The sequence below is a fragment of the Streptomyces fungicidicus genome (assembly GCF_003665435.1).
GTDB classification, from domain to species: Bacteria; Actinomycetota; Actinomycetes; order Streptomycetales; family Streptomycetaceae; genus Streptomyces; species Streptomyces fungicidicus.
On sequence record NZ_CP023408.1, the window covers coordinates 67,434 to 84,991 of the forward strand.

The 17,558-nt window shown below is 69.2% G+C and carries 14 protein-coding genes and 6 pseudogenes; 12 read left to right on the forward strand and 8 right to left on the reverse strand.

Annotated elements, in window-relative coordinates:
• Positions 1–119: 119 nt before the first annotated feature.
• Both CNQ36_RS30500 and CNQ36_RS30505 read right to left on the reverse strand, forming a co-directional pair.
• A pseudogene (locus CNQ36_RS30500) lies at positions 120–398 on the reverse strand (high-affinity choline transporter BetT); the annotation flags it as partial.
• A 276-nt stretch (positions 399–674) separates the two neighbouring features.
• The gene (locus CNQ36_RS30505; RefSeq protein ID WP_121548717.1) at positions 675–1,496 is read right to left on the reverse strand and encodes an SAM-dependent methyltransferase; all 822 of its coding nucleotides are present in this window, start codon (positions 1,494–1,496) and stop codon (positions 675–677) included.
• A gap of 332 nt (positions 1,497–1,828) precedes the next feature.
• On the opposite strand from CNQ36_RS30505, the gene CNQ36_RS30510 reads away from it, so the two are divergent.
• From CNQ36_RS30510 to CNQ36_RS30530, 5 genes and pseudogenes are all read left to right on the forward strand, one after another.
• The gene (locus CNQ36_RS30510; protein WP_121549613.1) at positions 1,829–3,094 is read left to right on the forward strand and encodes a PQQ-binding-like beta-propeller repeat protein; all 1,266 of its coding nucleotides are present in this window, start codon (positions 1,829–1,831) and stop codon (positions 3,092–3,094) included.
• 339 nt (positions 3,095–3,433) lie between these two features.
• Positions 3,434–4,788 (forward strand): annotated as a pseudogene (locus tag CNQ36_RS30515) (DNA/RNA helicase domain-containing protein); the annotation flags it as partial.
• 187 nt (positions 4,789–4,975) lie between these two features.
• Complete coding sequence (locus CNQ36_RS30520; protein ID WP_338058026.1) at positions 4,976–5,263, forward strand: Scr1 family TA system antitoxin-like transcriptional regulator; 288 nt, start codon at positions 4,976–4,978, stop codon at positions 5,261–5,263.
• Between the two features lie 106 nt (positions 5,264–5,369).
• Positions 5,370–5,545 (forward strand): annotated as a pseudogene (locus tag CNQ36_RS30525) (DUF397 domain-containing protein).
• A gap of 257 nt (positions 5,546–5,802) precedes the next feature.
• On the forward strand, positions 5,803–6,678 hold the full coding sequence (locus CNQ36_RS30530; protein WP_121548719.1) for a hypothetical protein: 876 nt from the start codon (positions 5,803–5,805) through the stop codon (positions 6,676–6,678).
• 128 nt (positions 6,679–6,806) lie between these two features.
• On the opposite strand, the pseudogene CNQ36_RS30535 reads toward CNQ36_RS30530, so the two are convergent.
• A pseudogene (locus CNQ36_RS30535) lies at positions 6,807–7,349 on the reverse strand (DUF5753 domain-containing protein); the annotation flags it as partial.
• A 402-nt stretch (positions 7,350–7,751) separates the two neighbouring features.
• On the opposite strand from CNQ36_RS30535, the gene CNQ36_RS35450 reads away from it, so the two are divergent.
• The 4 genes and pseudogenes from CNQ36_RS35450 to CNQ36_RS35455 form a co-directional block, all read left to right on the forward strand.
• Positions 7,752–8,810, forward strand: coding sequence for a zinc metalloprotease (locus CNQ36_RS35450; protein WP_240659557.1), 1,059 nt, complete (start codon positions 7,752–7,754; stop codon positions 8,808–8,810).
• Between the two features lie 9 nt (positions 8,811–8,819).
• Positions 8,820–9,221 (forward strand): DUF6281 family protein, encoded by a 402-nt coding sequence (locus tag CNQ36_RS30545; RefSeq protein WP_176118963.1) that lies wholly within the window; start codon positions 8,820–8,822, stop codon positions 9,219–9,221.
• A 98-nt stretch (positions 9,222–9,319) separates the two neighbouring features.
• Positions 9,320–9,523 (forward strand): annotated as a pseudogene (locus tag CNQ36_RS30550) (hypothetical protein); the annotation flags it as partial.
• A 92-nt stretch (positions 9,524–9,615) separates the two neighbouring features.
• Positions 9,616–9,866: pseudogene (locus tag CNQ36_RS35455) on the forward strand (DEAD/DEAH box helicase); the annotation flags it as partial.
• Positions 9,867–10,121: 255 nt separating this feature from the next.
• On the opposite strand, the gene CNQ36_RS30560 reads toward CNQ36_RS35455, so the two are convergent.
• On the reverse strand, positions 10,122–10,343 hold the full coding sequence (locus CNQ36_RS30560; RefSeq protein ID WP_121548721.1) for a hypothetical protein: 222 nt from the start codon (positions 10,341–10,343) through the stop codon (positions 10,122–10,124).
• A complete protein-coding gene (locus CNQ36_RS30565; RefSeq protein WP_240659558.1) occupies positions 10,340–10,672 on the reverse strand; it encodes a hypothetical protein in 333 nt (110 codons plus the stop codon). The genes CNQ36_RS30560 and CNQ36_RS30565 overlap by 4 nt, the downstream gene beginning before the upstream one ends.
• Positions 10,673–10,781: 109 nt before the next feature.
• Between CNQ36_RS30565 and CNQ36_RS30570 the strand changes: the two genes are divergently transcribed.
• Positions 10,782–11,222, forward strand: coding sequence for a hypothetical protein (locus CNQ36_RS30570; RefSeq protein ID WP_121548723.1), 441 nt, complete (start codon positions 10,782–10,784; stop codon positions 11,220–11,222).
• Positions 11,223–11,229: 7 nt separating this feature from the next.
• Here the strand turns inward: CNQ36_RS30570 and CNQ36_RS30575 are convergent, their stop codons facing one another.
• Together CNQ36_RS30575 and CNQ36_RS30580 are read right to left on the reverse strand one after the other, a co-directional pair.
• A complete protein-coding gene (locus tag CNQ36_RS30575) occupies positions 11,230–11,835 on the reverse strand; it encodes an HD domain-containing protein (RefSeq protein WP_121548725.1) in 606 nt (201 codons plus the stop codon).
• A gap of 27 nt (positions 11,836–11,862) precedes the next feature.
• Positions 11,863–14,718, reverse strand: a complete 2,856-nt coding sequence (locus tag CNQ36_RS30580) for a type 1 periplasmic-binding domain-containing protein (protein WP_121548727.1) — start codon at positions 14,716–14,718, stop codon at positions 11,863–11,865.
• Between the two features lie 322 nt (positions 14,719–15,040).
• Here CNQ36_RS30580 and CNQ36_RS30585 point away from each other — a divergent pair, with 322 nt between their 5' ends.
• Complete coding sequence (locus CNQ36_RS30585; RefSeq protein ID WP_040905602.1) at positions 15,041–15,595, forward strand: hypothetical protein; 555 nt, start codon at positions 15,041–15,043, stop codon at positions 15,593–15,595.
• A 53-nt stretch (positions 15,596–15,648) separates the two neighbouring features.
• Here the strand turns inward: CNQ36_RS30585 and CNQ36_RS30590 are convergent, their stop codons facing one another.
• Complete coding sequence (locus CNQ36_RS30590; RefSeq protein WP_121548729.1) at positions 15,649–16,413, reverse strand: CDP-alcohol phosphatidyltransferase family protein; 765 nt, start codon at positions 16,411–16,413, stop codon at positions 15,649–15,651.
• A gap of 108 nt (positions 16,414–16,521) precedes the next feature.
• On the opposite strand from CNQ36_RS30590, the gene CNQ36_RS30595 reads away from it, so the two are divergent.
• Positions 16,522–17,517 carry a zinc-dependent alcohol dehydrogenase gene (locus CNQ36_RS30595; RefSeq protein ID WP_121548731.1) on the forward strand — a complete coding sequence of 332 codons (996 nt, stop codon included), beginning with the start codon at positions 16,522–16,524 and terminating at the stop codon, positions 17,515–17,517.
• Positions 17,518–17,558 lie beyond the last annotated feature (41 nt).

Here is a 17,558-nt window from a genome sequence, read left to right on the forward strand (position 1 = left end):
TTCGCGTCACGCCCGGGCCCGGCGGGCACCTACGGTGGCCGTCACCACCGTAGGAACGCCAAGCGCGCGGCGCCTACGCCTTCGGCCCGCTGTCCGCGGTGTCCTTGACGGCGTCGGCCGACACCTCTGCGGACCTGCTTCGTCGACGGGTAGGAGCGCATCCGCTCCAGTCGCTGCCGCCAGGTGCGTTCGGGCGCGTGGCCGCCGTGCGCCGCCGCCGAACGCCGGCGCAGGATCCGGCCCTCGCGCTCGGCCCGCTCCATACGCAGGGCCTTGGAGAAGGAGGCCATCACCAGTCAGGCGATGACCGTCACCGGCGGGGCGAAGATGAGCGTCGCGTACTCCATGGTGGTGACCCCGCCGGCCACCAGCATCGCGATGGTGAGTAGCGTGGTGAGGTCGTGAAGAACCGGCTGCACCTCGATGTCGGCCCGATCGACCGCAGTACCGAGGCCAGGTGTTCCGACTTCGCGGCCGAGGGCAACGAGTTCTGCGTGCTGTGCACGTCGGCACCTTGAAAGCGGGCCGTTGGTGAGGAGAGGGACGCCGGCCCAGAGCCCCGCGGCGGCCTTCCCTCGCTCGGCACGGCCGACCGTGCGCCGCGTCCGGCGCGGCGGGCAGAGCGCCGTCCGCGGACCGCCTGCGCCTCGCAGCCGATCCCCGGCAGCCGGGCGCTATACCTTCCTGGCCAGCCCGGCGGCGATGAGGCGTTCCCAGACGCTGAGTTGCCGTTCCGCGCCGCTCGCGGTCCATGGGTTGTCGACCGTGTCGGGACGCCACAAGGGTGCGGGGACGATTCCGGGGGCGAGGATCTCCAGGCCGTCCAGCAGGGAGGCGATCTCTTCGTCGGTGCGCCACCGGCCGCGGCCGAAGGTCTGCTGGAGGACCCGTTCGGCCTCCGCGGTCTCCGGGTTGTCGCCGGAACGGAAGTGGCTGACGAAGAAGTGGCTTCCGGAGGGCACGTGGTCCCGCCAGTGGCGGACGATTCCGGCAGGGTCCTCCTCGTCGTTGACGTGGTGGAGGACGGCGCTGAAGACGACGGCGACGGGGCAGTCGAAGTCGATGAGTTCCAGGGTGGCCGGGTGGGTGCGGACGCCTTCGGGGTCGCGTACGTCGGCCCGGACGACCCGGGTGCGGTCGTTCTGCTCCAGCAGCGCACAGCCGTGGACCAGCACCTGGGGGTCGTTGTCGACGTATACGATCCGGGCCTCCGGGGCGTGCCGCTGCGCGACCTGGTGGACGTTGTCGGCGGTGGGCAGACCGCTGCCCAGATCGATGAACTGCCGCACGTCGGTGGTCGTGACGATCTCTGTGATCGCCCGTGTCAGTGCCGCGCGGTTGGCGAAGGCGATGGCCACCGAGCCGGGCAGGTCCCGCAGGAACACGTCGCCAATTTCCCGGTCCACGGCGTAGTTGTCCTTGCCGCCGAGCAGGTAGTCGTAGACGCGGGCGATGCTGGGCCTGGTGGAGTCGATCGAGGAGCCTTCAACCGTCATGCGGTCATCCTCCCCCGCGATGTCGCCCGCCCACCGGCGTTCGGGAATCCCCGGGCGAAGCGAATTCGGGGGCGCACGGGCCCCCGGCCGGCGGCCGCGCGAGGACCAGCCCGGCGGCGCGTCCCGCGTGGTCGGGCGGTGTTGTCTTGTCTCGACCGGTTCACGGTGCCGTCCCGGTTGTGCTCCGCCGGACTGCGCTCACCAGGGTGTCGGTTAGCGTTCCTCGCGGCAGGGGCGTACGTCCGTATGTTCGGTACGGCGTGGGCCCCTCCTGATGTGTGTTCCCGCTCCGACGCAACACGGGGGTAAGACGAATGGCCACGGGCAACGGCATGGTGCAGGGCAGATCGTTCAGGTCGTCCGGGACGGGCAGGCCCGCTTCCCGCCGGCGTGTGCTCCGGCTGGCCGGCGGCGGTCTCGCGCTGGCCGCCCTGGCCGCCGGTACGGCCGGCTGTGACGACGACGCCGTGGACGTCGAGGATTCCGGCAGTGGCGGCGGCGAGCAGCCGAAGGGCGACGAGAAGGGCTCCGCCGACAGCGGCGGCAAGGGCGGGGACGGCAAGGCTCCCGCACCGCTGTGGACGAGGACGACCTCTGCCGAAACCTACGGGGACAACGACGAGTTCGTGGTCGCGGGCGGCGCCGTGATCGCCAGTGGCAGCCCGCTCGCCGCCCTCGATACCGCGACCGGCAAGCAGAAGTGGTCCCTGCCGGGCGGCACGGTCCCCGGCGCGACCCTGCTGCTCGGCAAGGACACGCTGTACCTGGCCAGCAGCGAGTACGACGGCACCGTCATCGGCTACGCCCCGGCCTCCGGTAAGGAGACCTGGCGCAGCCGCCTGGGCAAGGACTACCGGCAGCCGCAGCCCATCGCGGTGGACGAGAAGCAGGTGTACGTCATCGCCGAGATCCTCGAGGACGACGGGTCGTCGAAGACGAACGTCATCGCGGCCCTCGACAGCGCCTCGGGCAGGATCGCCTGGAAGGAACAGCGCGACCTCGGCACCGCGCAGAACGGCATCCACGCCGCCGTCCGCGGCCGCCACCTCGTCTACACCGACGTCAAGAAGAATCTCACCGTGCGCGACACCGCCACGGGCGGCCAGGTGTGGACGCGGAAGACCACCAAGACGAACTACGGCTTCTTCGCCGTCCACGAGGACCTGGTGATCGTCCCGCAGGAGAGGAACCTCCAGGCCTTCGCCCTGTCCGACGGCAAGGAGAAGTGGTCCCTGGAGGCGTCGGAGTTCGGCCTCTTCAGGGAGCCGGCCGTGGTGGACGACGTGCTCTACATCGCCGACAGCGCCAAGACGCTGCGGGCCGTCGATCCACGGACCGGCAAGCTGCTCTGGCAGTCCGAGGCCCTCGCGGACGCGGGACTCCAGGTGCCGCGGCAGTACGTGAAGGCGGGCGACACCCTCTACGGCGCGACGGACCTCGACGAGAAGGGCGGCATCATCGCGCTGGACGCGAAGACCGGCGCGGTGCGCTGGACGTTCAACGACGGAACCGGCGACCACCACGCCTGGCTGGTGGCCACCGACGGCGAGCGCGTTTTTGCCCTGCACGGCACCAAGTTGCACGCGCTGCCGGTGTGACGCACGGCCCGGACGGATGGACGGCCGGACCGGCACACCGGCGCGAGAGGCAGTGTGCTCGCACAACAACACCCGGTTGGAAACGCTCGGTTTCGCCACCGGGGGGGGGGAGATGTTCCGCGGCACGGTCGCGCGGCTCGCCGGGCCACGACGGTGGGTGGCCGGGACACTGGCACGGCTCTCGGTTGCCTTGGCCACCACGGACGTCTCCCAACGACACGAGGTAATCTCGCAGTCATCGCCAATGCGGCCCGACGGGCTTCCGCTCCACCCCGGTGAAGTTTCGAAGGACAGGCCCCCACCCGCACGAGTCATATTGTGCTGCCTGGGGGGAAAGCCTTGCTGCTCCGCGCGTCCGCCAAAACGGTCGCCGTCATGGCGTTCGACGGTTCGCTGTTCCTGCACCTCGCCGACCAGTTCGCTCATATGCACGGTTACCGGCCCAGCCCCTCGGAGGCGCGCTCCTGGGAGTGCAGCATCCCCGTCCTTGCCGCCGCGCTCACCGACGCCGGTCTGGGCGATGTGGAGATGATGCTGGAGTATGCCCTCCTGCTGATAGCAAGCGTGCCGATGTCGTCCTCGCCGGTTTGCATCCCTCCACCGGAGAACCGTCCCATGTCCTAATAAAGTTGCAGCAGTGGAGCGAGGCCCTGCCCCACGAGGACGATCCGACACTGTGCCATGTCGAGCGCTATACCCACCCTGTTCTCAATCTCTTCGAGCAGGTCTGTCGCTACTGTGACTACCTGGTCAACTTCAACGGAGCCGTGGCCGGTCACGGGCACCGGATCAGCGGCGTGGCTTTCCTGCACACAGCACCGAGGTGAGTTCCTCGACCACCTCCGTTCCGTATCGAGTGACAGGCCTCGCGGTGCCCGAGCCGCTGACGAGCTGCTCTCCGGTGCCACGGCGCCATCGAAGCAATTGATGTCCGTGGCCGTCGAAGAGGTGCGTGAACGACAGCAGTTCGTGCTCCTGGACGAACAGCAGGTGGCCTACCGCATGGTGCTCAACGCCGTGGAGAAGGCCAAGCGCGCCGACCGCAAGGAAGTCGTCGCCACCGGCGGACCTGACACCGGCAGGAGCGTGATCGTCTCCAACTGCTCGGTGAGCTTTATCGGCAAGGGTTGCCGGCCCTGCACGCCACCGGCTCCCAGTCGTTCACCAAGACGATGAGGAAGGTCGCTGGCTCCCGCAAGCGGGAGGTACAGGACCTGTTCAAGTACTTCAACAGCTTCATGACTACCGAGAAGAACAGCCTGAACGTTCTGATCTGCGACGTCGCCCACGTGCCCCTTTTCCTCCTCGACGAGCACCAGGTGGTGCGGCCGGGCGAGATGGGCACCGTGGCCAACAGCAAGGCGGCAGCGGCCAAGCGGGACATCCCGTGCCGCGTCGTCCCGCTGGAGAGCCAGTTCCCTGCGGCGGCAGCGACGCCTACTGCGCTGGGTCGTCCGGCTCCTCGGCCTCGAACCGGGCGGCCCGGTTGTCTGGGAGCCCGACGACCGCATGCAGCTGATGGTTGCCGACAGCCCGCAGGAGATGGAAGTCTTCCTCGAGTCCCGCCGGGCAGAGGGCTACGGAACCCGTGTGTCCGCCGGCTACTGCTGGCGTTGGTGCCGGAGCTCAAGCCCGGCCACCCCCTTCCGCTTGACGTCGTGATTGACGACCGGGGCCGCCCCTGGAACCTGCGGCCATGGTCGGCGAGGGCCAGGTTCACGGTTTTCGCCCCACGTGGGAGAACCTGCCGGAGGAGGCACGCATACCGCACCTGCCAGGGCCGCGCCGGACGGCGCTCCCGCAAGAGGCGGTAGAGCACGGGCCCGCACTCGCCCGATCTGTATCTGTTCTGACGCGCACCGCCTGCATGCGGAGTGGATCTTGTCCAGCCGTGACGCGCTGCTCGCCAGCTTTGTCATGGGTGAGGCAATGTTCAGGCTTCCCATCGGAGGCCGAGGCATCCTGCGTGGCCAGCTTGAGCAGATTCTCCTAATGGGGCAGCGGCGGAACGTCGAGATGCAGGTGATGCTGCTCGACCGTAAGGAGAACGCGGGTATCGCTGGTCCCTTCACCTTGATTGAAACGAAGGAAGGGCGGAGGATCGCGTACGCCGAGGTACAGAACGTCAGCCGCCTGCAAACGGAGCGGGACCGCGTCCGTGCGCTGTAGGCCAAGTACGGGATCATCCGGGCGCAGGCCCTGACTTCTCGAGAATCGTTGGCGTATGTGTAGAAGTTGCTGAGAGAGCCATGAACGAGACGTACGGCAGCCGCAGATAGACCAGTTGGTATGGCGCAGGAACAGCTACAGCAGCGAGGAAGGCGGCGAATGCGTCGAGGTCGCCACCCGCCCCGCCAAGGTCACGTCCGCGACTCGAAGGACACAACTCGCCCCGCACTCGCCGTAGAACCCACGGCGTGGGCTGCCTTCGTGGAGTTCGCGGCACGCTGACAGAGGTGGCACCGATCGCAGGGTCCTCCGGCAAGCACACGCCCACCGGAGGACCCTGCGCATCCCGCCTCCACAGCACACCTTCAGTGGGCCCGGCGCCATGCTCGCCGGGTGCCCGCGCCGGCGATCGCCCCCCGGGTGACAATCGGCCTCGTGACGCGAGCCGACCCTCACGCCACCGTCACTTACATAACGAGGTCTCAACCGAGCTGATCCATGCCGGCCCTTGCAGCTCGGAGGTACTGTAAGTTCCTGCCATGAAGCAGGGTAAAGAGGTCGATGACCCCGAGTCGCGTTTCTTCGCGGTGCTGCTGGCGGCGGCGAAGTTTCCGGGTGTGCGTATCCACAGGGAGGCGTACCTCCGCAGTGCGCTGGCTCGCCACTGCTCCGAGGACGAGATCCGACGAGCGATAGAAGAGACTCCCGCTGCCGCGGGCATCACTGTCGAGGTCCTCGACAAGATCGCCAATGAATCCATCCGCTACGAGACCGCGAAGGTCAGCGCCCTCTCGGCCGCCGCCGGGATACCCGGCATCCTCGCCCTTCCCGCCACGGTGCCCGCCGACGCGGCCCAGTACGTCGGTCACATGCTGCGCATCGCGCAGAAGCTCGCCTATCTCTACAGCTGGCCCGACCTGTTCTCCGACGAGGGCGATGACGTCGATGACGCGACCATGGGGGTGCTCACGCTGTTCTTCGGCGTGATGTTCGGCACCCAGTCGGCGAACGTTGCCGTGGGGAAGGTCGCCGGGATGATGTCGAAGCAGGTCGCGAAGAAGCTGCCTCAGAAGGCGCTCACCAAGGGTCTCATCTACCCGCTCGTGAAAAAGTCCGCGGCCTACCTCGGCGTTCAAATGACCAAGCAGTCCTTCGCGAAGGGCGTCTCCAAGGCCATCCCCGTCGTTGGGGCCGTTGTGTCCGGCGGCCTCACTCTCGCGACCTACCTTCCGATGGCCAAGAGGCTCAAGAAGCACCTCGCCGGCCTGCCTCTGGCGGACCCGGCGCACCGAGCGACGGAGGGGGACGTCGTGGACGGAGAAGTAGTGGAGGAGCACGAGTCATTCGACCCGTCAGACACTGAACAGCACGGCGCGATCACCACTGCCGTCAAGCCGGAGGAACCCAGGCCCTGACGCTTCGAGGGCCCTCCTGGCGGCCCAAGACAGCGGCCTTCTGCCTTCGACCGAGGTGCGGGCCCGAGTCCACCGGCGCCACGCCTGCTCGTGATGCGTTCCGTCCCGCACACGTACCCGCAACGCCATCACCGCGGGTTCAAGGACCGGCGGGCCGAGTTGATGACGTTGTGGGCGTCGGCCCCGTACACCGCCGACTCGCTGAGGGCCCTCCAGACCTTCTTGTACAAGGCTATGTTGTCGGCTTCGTCCAGCCACAGTTCGGCGTGTCAGTCCTCGGCGACGACCAGTCGGCCGTCGAGCACCCAGAAGCCGTTGCCTGGGACGATCTTGACGGGTGCCGCGAAGGGTGATGACACCCAACTCGACCGTGTCCATGCCGATCATGTCGTTGAGGCGGTCGAGTTGGCTCGCCAGCACCGAGGGCGGGCAGATCAGCGACCGCAGCGCGGCCTCCCACATCAACACATGCAGCTTGCGCCCGGACCGGTAAGCCATTTCTGGCGCCGCACTCGGGAGCGGACGTCTGCCTCGACATCATCGGCTCCGTCCAGAAACTCCGAGTACCGCTGGATGACATGTCGGGCGTACTCCGGAGTCTGCAGCAATCCGGCGATCACCGACTCTTCCCAAATCCATATGCCGAAGGAGCGGTCGATATCGGCGTCCACCGCCAAGACGGCCACACCAACATTGCCGCTGCCCTATGCCACACCGCCCGCGACCGCCGAAGTCCCCTGACCGTCCTCGGTCTCACCGGATGAATCCGGACGGATCTCGATCGTGCGAGAGGCCCTGGGTGGTACCGAGGGGTTATTTCAGCCTTGCCGGGCTTCGACGGCAGGATCGGCTATGTGGACTGCTTGGTGAAGGCGTCACCGCAGGCCCGATGACGGCTCGTCACGCGGGAAAGTATGCCTGTGCGGATCCGGATCACTGGCCGGAAAGCACCCTCTCACGATCCGATCATAGATGTAAGGATGTCTGTTCGATTACCGTCCCGTGCAATGGGGCTGAATCACAGGGGGTGGAGAGTGGCTGGACGCCATCCAGGACTCGTAGGTAGAACCAGCGTGGCGTTCGCGTTGGCCGCATCGCTCGCTGTCGCCGGGGGCAACGCACAGGCCGGCGCAGGCGCAATACCGATATGTCCGACCACGGATGAGTTATCGGTATACGAATTGCCGACTGGTTTGAACGTGCACACCTGCGATGTGGAGGGTCTCGTCGTCACCTATGACGGCACCGGAATAGAGATGCCGGAGGCCGACACAGCGGTAAGTATCGACATGCTGGCCGAAGACGGTACGGAGCACGGATTCACGCTGATCGTCACCTCGGACGGCAAGGTCTCCTATGACCTGTCCGAGGCCAACACGGAGTCGGTAACCGCAGGCGAGGACCGTGCCGATGTCGTGAGCCCGCGGCTGACGGCGGGTGATCTGACGGAGGAATCGGACTCACCGGTGTCCGAGCCGCCCGCACCCGACGGCCTCGGAGTGGCCGAGGTGGACGCCGCGAGCTCCCCCGGCGAGTGCCAGGACGGCGCCTACTCGACACTGGACCGGAAAGAGTACGGCATCTACAACTGGTACCTGGGGGACGGGGCCTATCCCGCAGGCATGACACGCTCTCAAGCGCTGGAGTACTTCGAAGGCTCGATCGGACGGATCACGGCCAGCACCAACAACTGTGGCCTGACCGACCAGGTACCCGCCAAGAGTCACTACGCGGGTACGACCACGTATGAAGCGGACGTGAGCGCCAACGGGACGTGCACTGCCCGGGATGGCAAGAGCACGTGGGACGCCGGTGACCTGGCCGCCGGGGCCGTCGCCTCGACATGCGCGTGGACATGGCCCAACCCGGTTGGCAAGAACGACCTCCGGGAAGCGGACGTGAGGTTCAACATCGCGGACTTCGACTTCACGAGGAATCCGACGAGTACCTGCAACGGCAGGTACCACGATGTACTCAACACCGGCACGCATGAGGCCGGTCACATCTTCGGGCTGGGCCACGTGGGTTCCGGACACTCGAATCTCACCATGTACACCAAGGCGGACCGCTGCGAAGTGAAGAAGAGGACACTCGGTAAGGGCGACGTCATGGGGCTTCGCAGCATTTATTAGGAGGACTTCGTGAGCTGGGTCGGACCACGTGCGATTGCGGCGGGATTGGCAGCCGTGGCGTTCACCGCGGTCGGGTGTGGATCAGAAGGGTCCGAAGGTGCCGGCGCGAACAGCGAGAGTGTGTGCGCGAGCGACGTCATCTATGAAGGTCGCACGTACATAAGGCTCTCGAATGTCGAGTTCAAGGCCGGACAGAAGCTCGGTACCGCCACGAGTCCGCCGTGCCGTGACACGAATGACCAAGGCGCCGAAGTGCCGGAGACCTCAGAGAATGCCTATGCGGTGAGCGGCATCTCTCCGGATCTGGCCATAGCGATCGGGCCATCTCCTGAACAGGCGGAAGCCTTCAGGGTCCTCCGCTCCGACAAGAAGATCCCCCCCGAGGTACAAGAGTTGATCGACGGATCGTGAGGTGAGGCGTGGGAACGGGCTTCGCCCGGCCCGCGCCTCCCTGTTACGGCTCCCCAATGAAGAGCGCCAAGCCGACCTCCACAACAACGCCCGACCCCGTCTCCGTCAGCGGAACCTTGCCCGTGGCCGCGCTCGCCCAGCGCGCCGGCATGCCCGTCACCCGGGGCGACGGCTTCGCCGCCGTCCTGCGACAACTCCTCAACTACGACGGCGTACAGGTTCTGGAGACCCTGCCAGACGGCCGCACCCTACGGCTCCACGAGGCGCTGCTGCGCGAGCAGTTCGCCCTCGGAGCGGGCTGAGGACACGACTCGGGGTGCCTCGGTCGCACTCCGACCAGTCCGTCGTCAGACGGTGATCTCACCCGCGTAGGCGGTGGACGCGGCCCATTGCTCCGAGAAAAGGCTGGCTGCGCCTGCGCGAGGACCTTACCCCGGCCGCCTGGCGCGCGGCACGGGAGAACGTCGGCGAGAGCCTGGTCCTGCCCGACGTGGCCCCCGGGCCGTACGCGGCCTGAAGTTCTCCGCCGCCCTTTCGGACCGCCTCGCCGTCGCCACGGTCGCGTCCCGCCTGGCCGACTTCGAAGGCGCTCGTGTGGTGTTGTCGGAGCCCGTACGTATTGTCGGCTCGAGTATCTCCGCCTGAAGCCCAAGGCATGTGCTTCATCCCCTCGTTTCGAGGAAGGGAGCGGACATCGGCTCCTGCACTTCGATCGGCAGGGGCGTGGACAAATCCGGGCGCGGTGCAAGCAGAAGGCAAGGCATGTGCGGGCGCCGCCACCGACAGGGTGTCTGGGTCTTCAACCCGCGCAGGTCCAATGCCGTCGGCTCCGCGGTGCGCCGTCACTGACGACGCCCCGACCGGGGTGACGGCAGGAACGGTGATGCGGGCCAGCGCGCTTCAGCCGGCCCGCACCGCGCTGTAACGGACCGGCCGGTCCTCCACCTTCACCAGCAGACCTTCGCTCGCGAGGTCGCGTAGGATCTGCCGGGCGGGCTTCTCCTGCGGGTCGTGCCCGGCGTCGCGCAGTGCGCGCAGGCCGCGTTCGGTGTCCCAGCAACCACCGTACGTGCGCACCGCCTTCTCGAGGTCGGCGCGCTGGCTGGAGCCCGGTTCGGTCAACGCTCTACCCCTGGCGCCTGCTCGCCGACGGCGGCGTGCGCCTTCTTCGTGTGGTTGGCGACGCTCGCCGGCGCACCCACGTAGTCGCAGGCTGGGCACTTCCGCCACACGCCCTCGGACACGGCACGCGCGCTCACCGAGTGGCCGGGGCCGTATCCGTGTCCGTGCAGCAACTGGGCCACGGAGGAACCGTATTCGGCCGCGAGCAGCGCCGCCTCCGCCACCTTGTCGTGGCCGGGGGCGAAGAACGATCCGGCGCCGACCTTCTTGGCGCAGCCGCACCAGCAGGTACCGGTCGGGGTGAGGCTGGGAAGAGACTTCGTCGTCATGCGGTCACAGTAGATCAACGGACGCAACGGTTCGGGGGCTTCGCCGTGTTCGGCGCCTTCCCGGGCCGCGGTGAAGGGCATCGGCACCGGGACTCGTAGCCTTCTGATCATGGCCGACATCCACGAACTCCAGCTCACGCTCGACCTGCCGGGCTCGCTCCCGCCGCAGGACCTCGCCCTGCTCCGGTGGCACCTGGGGGAGGAGGGCGGTCGGCAGGACGACGGGTACGAGTATCCGCTCTGGGCGGACCGGGGGCCGGCGTTGCGGGTCGGGGGAGCGCTGGTCGGGGAGCTGTGCTCGGACGGTCCGGAGTGGGCGCTGACCGTGCGGCAGGAGGCGCATCCCGACGAGTTCGACGACCTGCGCCGGATGGTGCTGTGGCTCGGCGCGCGGACGACGACCGTGGGCACCGTCGGGTACCTCCGCTTCTACGAAGCCCAAGTCCCCGATGTGCTGATCGCGGAGGCGGGAGCCGTCCGCAGCGCGATCCTGCGGGTGGAGAAGGTCGTCGAGTCGCCGGCGGAGGTGATTCCCGACCCCTGGGGGTGAATCGGGGTCACCGGCGGACGGAGGAACCGGCGCACGGGACCGGCCGGTCGAGGTCCGGGTCGCCGAACTCCGTGCGCAGGGCCTGGAACGCGGTGACCTTCTCCTCTCCGAAACGGCGGACGTGGGCGGCGTACTCGTCGGGGGAGAGGAACGCCGACGGGCGGGACTTGCTGTGGAACTTGTCCGCGTACATCACCAGCTTCTCCTCGCCCGTCACCGCCAGGTAGTCGGCGGGAGGCAGCGGGAGACCCTGGCGCAGGACGTCGTCCTTGGTGACCCCCACCCCGGTGTGGTGGGAGCAGAACCGGCGCAGAGGCTCGGGGAAGCCCTCGTTCTCGAGGATCTCGTGGCCGAGCAGGCCGTGCCGGATGTAGTTGCCGTAATCCAGGCGTCCGTCGTCACCGTAGAGGCGGTAGACGCCGATGTCGTGGAGCAGACAGCCCGCGCGGACGAGTTCGGCGTCGAGGTCGGCGAGGTGAGGTGCGGCGCGCAGGAGTTGTTCGGCGACGCTCCATACGATCTCGCAGTGGGTGTGCACGAGCGTGAACGCCTCGGCGGTGGGCGCGTGCTTCTCGTGCAGCGCGCGGATCTCTTCGGGTCCGGGAATCCTCACGTGGGGAGCGTACCGCCGCCGCTCCGCTCACTTGACCGAGCATTCCCGCACGGTGAGCGGCTCGGTGTCGCCGGCCGGTCTGCTGCACAGGACCGCCGCCTCCGCGAGACCCCCGGTGGTTCTCCTGACCCGTTTGAGGACGATGCTGTGGCCGTGCCGTTCGGCGTACAGGGGCGCGTGGGTGAAGTCGATCGTGCCGGTGGCCATCCCGTCGAGCTTGACGTTCCTCAGGTTGACCCAGGTCGCCGCGCGGCTCTGGCGTACGTCCCCGAGGCTGGCCGCCCAGTAGAGGGCGCGTGTGGCGTCGTGGGAAAGGGCCGTCTGCCCGCTCGCGAAGTCGGCGGCGTCGTAGGTGACCGCTCCGTCCTTCAGCCAGGGGAGGTAGTTGGCGGCGTCCTCGTAGAAGGCGGTCCTGGACGACGCCTCCTTCAACTCGGCCAGGGCCGCGTGGTACAGGGTGATCCGCGGGGCCACGCCGTCGCGGCCGCCCGTGCCGGAGAACTTGGCCTTGCTCAGATCGTCACCCGTGAAGATCGAGATCTCCCTGTTCGCGCACCCCGGTTCGGTGCCCAGCTGGGTCATCAGCGGGCCGATGTCCTCGACCCGTCCCGCGAAGTAGATCACCGAGGGAACGTCCTCGCCCCGGCAGATTCTCTCCGCGTGCAGCCGCAGTTCCGGCTTGCCGTTCGCCACCCGGTAGCGCTGCGCGGGCAGCGTCCTGAAGCCCTCCCGCTTCAACATCCGGCCTCCGTACAGGGCTTGTTCGCTGGTGTAGCGGTCCTGGGACTCCTTGGTGTCACGGGCCAGCACCAGCGCGTGCGGGGCCCGGCCCCGGGGGCGCAGCTGCCGGGCGACGAGGCCGAGCGCCTCGGCCTGGTGCTCGTCGGGAGCGGCGAGGCTGAACCAGTTGGAGAATTCCTTCGGCAGATACGTCGCCGAGTTGGTGCCCGAGACCACGGGCAGCCCCGCCTCGTGCAGCCGGCGGGTGACGTCGGGGCTGCTCTGCAGGTCGCGGCCGAAGCCGACGACGCCGACCACGGACGGGTCGCGTCCGGCGTACTCGGCGATCGCGTCGGCGGTGACCCTCTGATGCCCCATGTCCGCACCGCCGTTGGCGAGCAGCACCCGCAGCTTCACCGTGTAGTTCTCGTTGACGACGCGCTGGGCGAGGTACACGCCCGTCAGCTCCTCGGCGCCCTTGACCAGTGACGGGTCCACGGAGGAGGAGCTCAGGGGTCCCGCGTACACGACGGTGACGTAGGCGTCGGGGTGGTCGCGCAGGACCTTGGCGTTCTCGGCGCGCACCAGCCGCTCCAGCTCCTGCAGCCGCTTGCCCTCCCCGGTGGTTCCGCCGCTCAGCTGCGCGCCGAACCGGACGTCCCCGGTCGCTATGCCGACGCACTCGGTGCCGCCACCGGGCGCGGGACGCAGTTCGGTGTCGCGGTCGGCGGTCAGCAGCCCGGCCGAGCAGTACGTCCGGTGCAGCTCGCGGGCGTGCACGACACCCGCCGTGACGACCAGCGCGAGTACCAGCAGCAGGCTGTGCGCCGACCACACCAGGCGGGCCAGGGGAGGCCGGTGACGCGTCCGGACGCACCGCCAGTCGGACTGCCGCAGCTGCGCCAACTCGTCGCGCGGAAGGGGAATTCTGAGCACCCAGGGCAGGGCGTTGGTCCTGCTGGGCGACTGGTCGGCCCGCAGATTGCCGGCCCACTCGTCGTACCAGTGCCGCAGCCGCTGCGGAAGACGCGAGGGCGGGGAGACGGGCGACGGACGGCCGGGCGGAGGGTTCGTGTCGTCGGCGCCCCGGTCGAGCAGGGCCGCGTCGCCCGCCGCCACGCCCGCCACGATCAGCAGCGGGTCGAGCTCGCTGCGCCGGCTGCGGACGTCGCTGACCGCCCTGATCAGCTCTATGCCGCCGTTCTCCCGGCTCACCCGGCGCAGGAACAGCACCGGCGGGCGGGTCCGCTTGAACCCCCTCAGGTCCCAGCTGCGGCGCCGGTGGTTGTCCCGTAAGTCCTCGAAGAGCGCCAGCACGTACAGCTGCAGGGGGAACGGGCCGCCCTCGCGCATGGCCTCGGCCACGTCGTAGGCCCGGGCCGCGATGGCACGCCAGGAGTGGACGGGCCGCAGCAGCCGCACGCTCGTCGACTGACGGCGGGCGGCGGACTGGAGGAACGTGGTGGTCAGGAACCACCGGCTCTCCGCGCGCAGCCACAGGAAGAGGGGAGCGCGTCCGGGCACGTGGTTGAGGCCGGCGAGGAGGATCATCAGGCCGATGCCCGCCAGGACGGCGACGTACCACTCGGGGCGGGTGAGCAGCGCGGTGAAGGCACCCAGGACACCCATGGGGAGGAACTGCTGCACGTCACTGAGCAGCATCTGCCGGTTCCGCCGCGAGGGTCTGCGGGGGCGCCAGCGCTGCCGGGCGAGGATGCGCAGCAGATGTGTCTGGGCCCGCTCCCGCTGGGCGTTGCCGTCCGGGGTGCCGGAGGCGGCGGTCGGCCAGTGCTCCCGCATCTCCGGGTCGTCGGTGGCCTCCTGGATCGCGCGCACCAGGTTGAGGCGGGGGAAGGAGTAGGGCCGGTAGGAGGCGGACCGGCCGCCCCACTTCCGGGGATCGCCGAGGTCGCACAGGAGCCGCGCGGCCCGGGCGGTCGGATCGAGGTCCCCCTGCTGCGGTTCGGTCGGGGCGACGGCCAGGCGCGTGCCGTGCCGCCGCTGCCCTTCGCCCAGCTCGTCGACGAGTTCGGTGACCCGGCCGTCGTCGGCGGACTCCTCGGCGTGCAGCACGATCACCGGCATCGGAGGATCACTGGTCCGGAAGTCCAGGATCAGGGACTCCAGCTGTCGCTGGACGTCGATCCCCGCCTCGGTCGACATGCCCGGGTGTCCGCCCGGGCAGTCCTGAGGGACATTGTGGTCACGGCCGTGCATGGACACCCCCCGTGGTCGTAAGACACATGTGCCGCACGCGCTTTGTGAGGATAACGCCCGCCCCTGACAACCGTCCCGGTGCGACCGGAGGTCCGTCGGCGCGGTGACGCCCCGGCCGGTGGTGTCGTCACCGGGTGGCGATGTCACGCGATCGGGTGATGCTGTGCGATATGGGCACCTGCGCGGCGGGCGGTCCGTTCGATCCGGTGATGGGGACATCCCCGAGCACGCGCGACGACAACGACGACAACGACCACCGGAGCACATCGTGAGCCTGCACTTCCACCGCAACCCCGACGGCACGACGACGGGGCGCAACGACGCCAACGGCTTCACCGTGACGCACGACGAAGAGGAGGAGGTGAAGCGGCAGTTGTACGAGGACGCGGGGTGGGAGTACACGCCGCCACCGCCCCCGGTGCCACCCGGGTTCCACCGGTTCGCCCTGGTGCACGACGAGTTCGGGGACACCGGGTTCACGGACGAGCGGTACGCGGGGCTGCGGGCACGTCCGCCCGAGGGATGCGTGCCGGTCGACCGGGGGTGCTTCGCACTGCGGTGCGAGCGGCCGGGGCGGACGCTCGTGGACGCGGTGGCCGGCACGGTCGCGGAGGTCCGCCGCGAGCACGGGCTGGTGATGAACGGCCTGGGCGTCGAGAAGCCCGAGGAGTGGTACGACGCCGGCCACAAGAACGGATACGCGGCGGAGATCGTCGCCCACCTGGTGCTCATGGCGGCCGACCGGGCCCGCCGGCTCGGATACGGACGCAGGGAGGTGGTCCGGCTGCTCGACGCGACGGGCATCGACCAGGCAGCGGGGTGAGGGGAGGAGGCCGGGGCACTTGCAGCGGGCCGGCCCGCGCCCCCGGCCGGCCGTCAGCCCGCGACCAGTTCCCGCCGCACCTCGGGTACGGCCGGCGCCGTCGCCACGCGCGACGTCCGCCACAGCCACAGCACGTCCCGGCCGAACGACCACACCAGCAGCCCCAGCGCCAGCGCCACCACACCGGCGTTGACCGCGTGCGGCAGCAGGGCCGCCCCGGACACCAGCAGCAGCACGCCCTGCAGCGCCGCCACCGTCTTGCGGGCCGTGCTCGGCGGGAGCGGGGCGGTCAGCCAGGGCCAGACACGCGCCGCGGCCACGAACACATACCGCATACCGCCGATCAGGAGCACCCATGGACCCATCGCCATCGACACGTACACACTCAGCACCAGGATCAGGAACGCGTCCACCTCCATGTCGAAGCGGGCGCCGAGCGGAGTCGACGTACCGGTCCTGCGGGCCACCTTGCCGTCCACGCCGTCCAGGACCAGGGCGACGGCGGTCAGACCGACGAAGAGGGTGACGGGCGGCGCGTCCTGGAACGAGTCGGCGACCAGCGCGGTCACACCGCCGACGAGGGTGGCCCGGCCGAGGGTGACCCGGTTCGCCGCGCCGAAGGAGCGCAGCCCGGACCGCTGCAGGGCCCGGGAGAGCACCGCCCAGGTGGCGACCGCGAACGCGAGGCCGGTCAGCCAGCCCGCCGGGCCCATGCCGATCGCCGTGCCGATCAGGGCCAGCAACAGGATCTGTACACCCGCCCCCACGGCGGTCTCCTGGTGTACGGGCCTCGCGTCGTAACTGTTGTTCAGGGCCACCGAGCATCCTCCGGCCGTATGACAGAGTCGATCAACGCCGCTACCTTGTGCGCGGCCTGTGCACCACTCGGTACGCGTGCAGCTTCCCGATCGTTCAGGAGGACTCCGATGAACCGCACCGCACGTGCGTTCTGGCTCGACTCGCCCGGCCGGGGGACGATCCGCGAGGTCACCCTGCCCGAGCCCGGCGCGGACGAAGTGCTGGTGCGCTCGCTCTTCTCCGGGGTGAGCCGCGGCACGGAGACCCTCGTCTTCCGGGGCGGCGTGCCGGAGAGCCAGCACGCCGTCATGCGGGCGCCGTTCCAGGAGGGCGACTTCCCGGCCCCCGTGAAGTACGGCTACCTCAACGTGGGCGTGGTGGAGGAGGGACCGGAGGCGCTCGCCGGGCGGACCGTGTTCTGCCTGTACCCGCACCAGACGCGGTACGTCGTTCCGGCCGCCGCCGTCACCCCCCTGCCCGACGGCGTGCCCGCCGGGCGGGCCGTCCTCGCCGGCACCGTGGAGACCGCCGTCAACGCCCTGTGGGACGCGGCGCCGCTGGTCGGCGACCGCATAGCCGTCGTCGGCGGCGGCATGGTCGGCTGCTCCGTGGCCGCGCTGCTGGCACGGTTCCCGGGCGTACGGGTGCAACTGGTCGACGCCGACCCGGCCCGCGCGAAGACCGCCGAGGCGCTCGGCGCCGGCTTCGCGCTGCCCGGCGACGCCCTCGGCGACTGCGACCTGGTCGTCCACGCCAGCGCCACCGAGCAGGGACTGAGCCGCGCCCTCGAACTGCTCCGCCCCGAGGGCACCGTCGTCGAACTGAGCTGGTACGGCGACCGCCCGGTGAGCCTCCCGCTGGGCGAGGCCTTCCACTCCCGGCGGCTCGTCCTCCGCAGCAGCCAGGTCGGCACGATCTCCCCGGCCCGCGCGAACCGCAGCTACGCCGACCGGCTCGCCCTCGCCCTCGACCTGCTCGCCGACCCCGCCCTCGACGCCCTGATCACCGGCGAATCCGCCTTCGAGGAGCTGCCTGACGCCATGCCCCGCCTCGCCTCCGGCGAGATCCCCGCCCTCTGCCACCGCGTGCGCTACACCGACCCGGACCGGGACACACACGCCTGACCTCAGAAAAGACGTAGCGGACGCTGAACAGGGGAAGACAG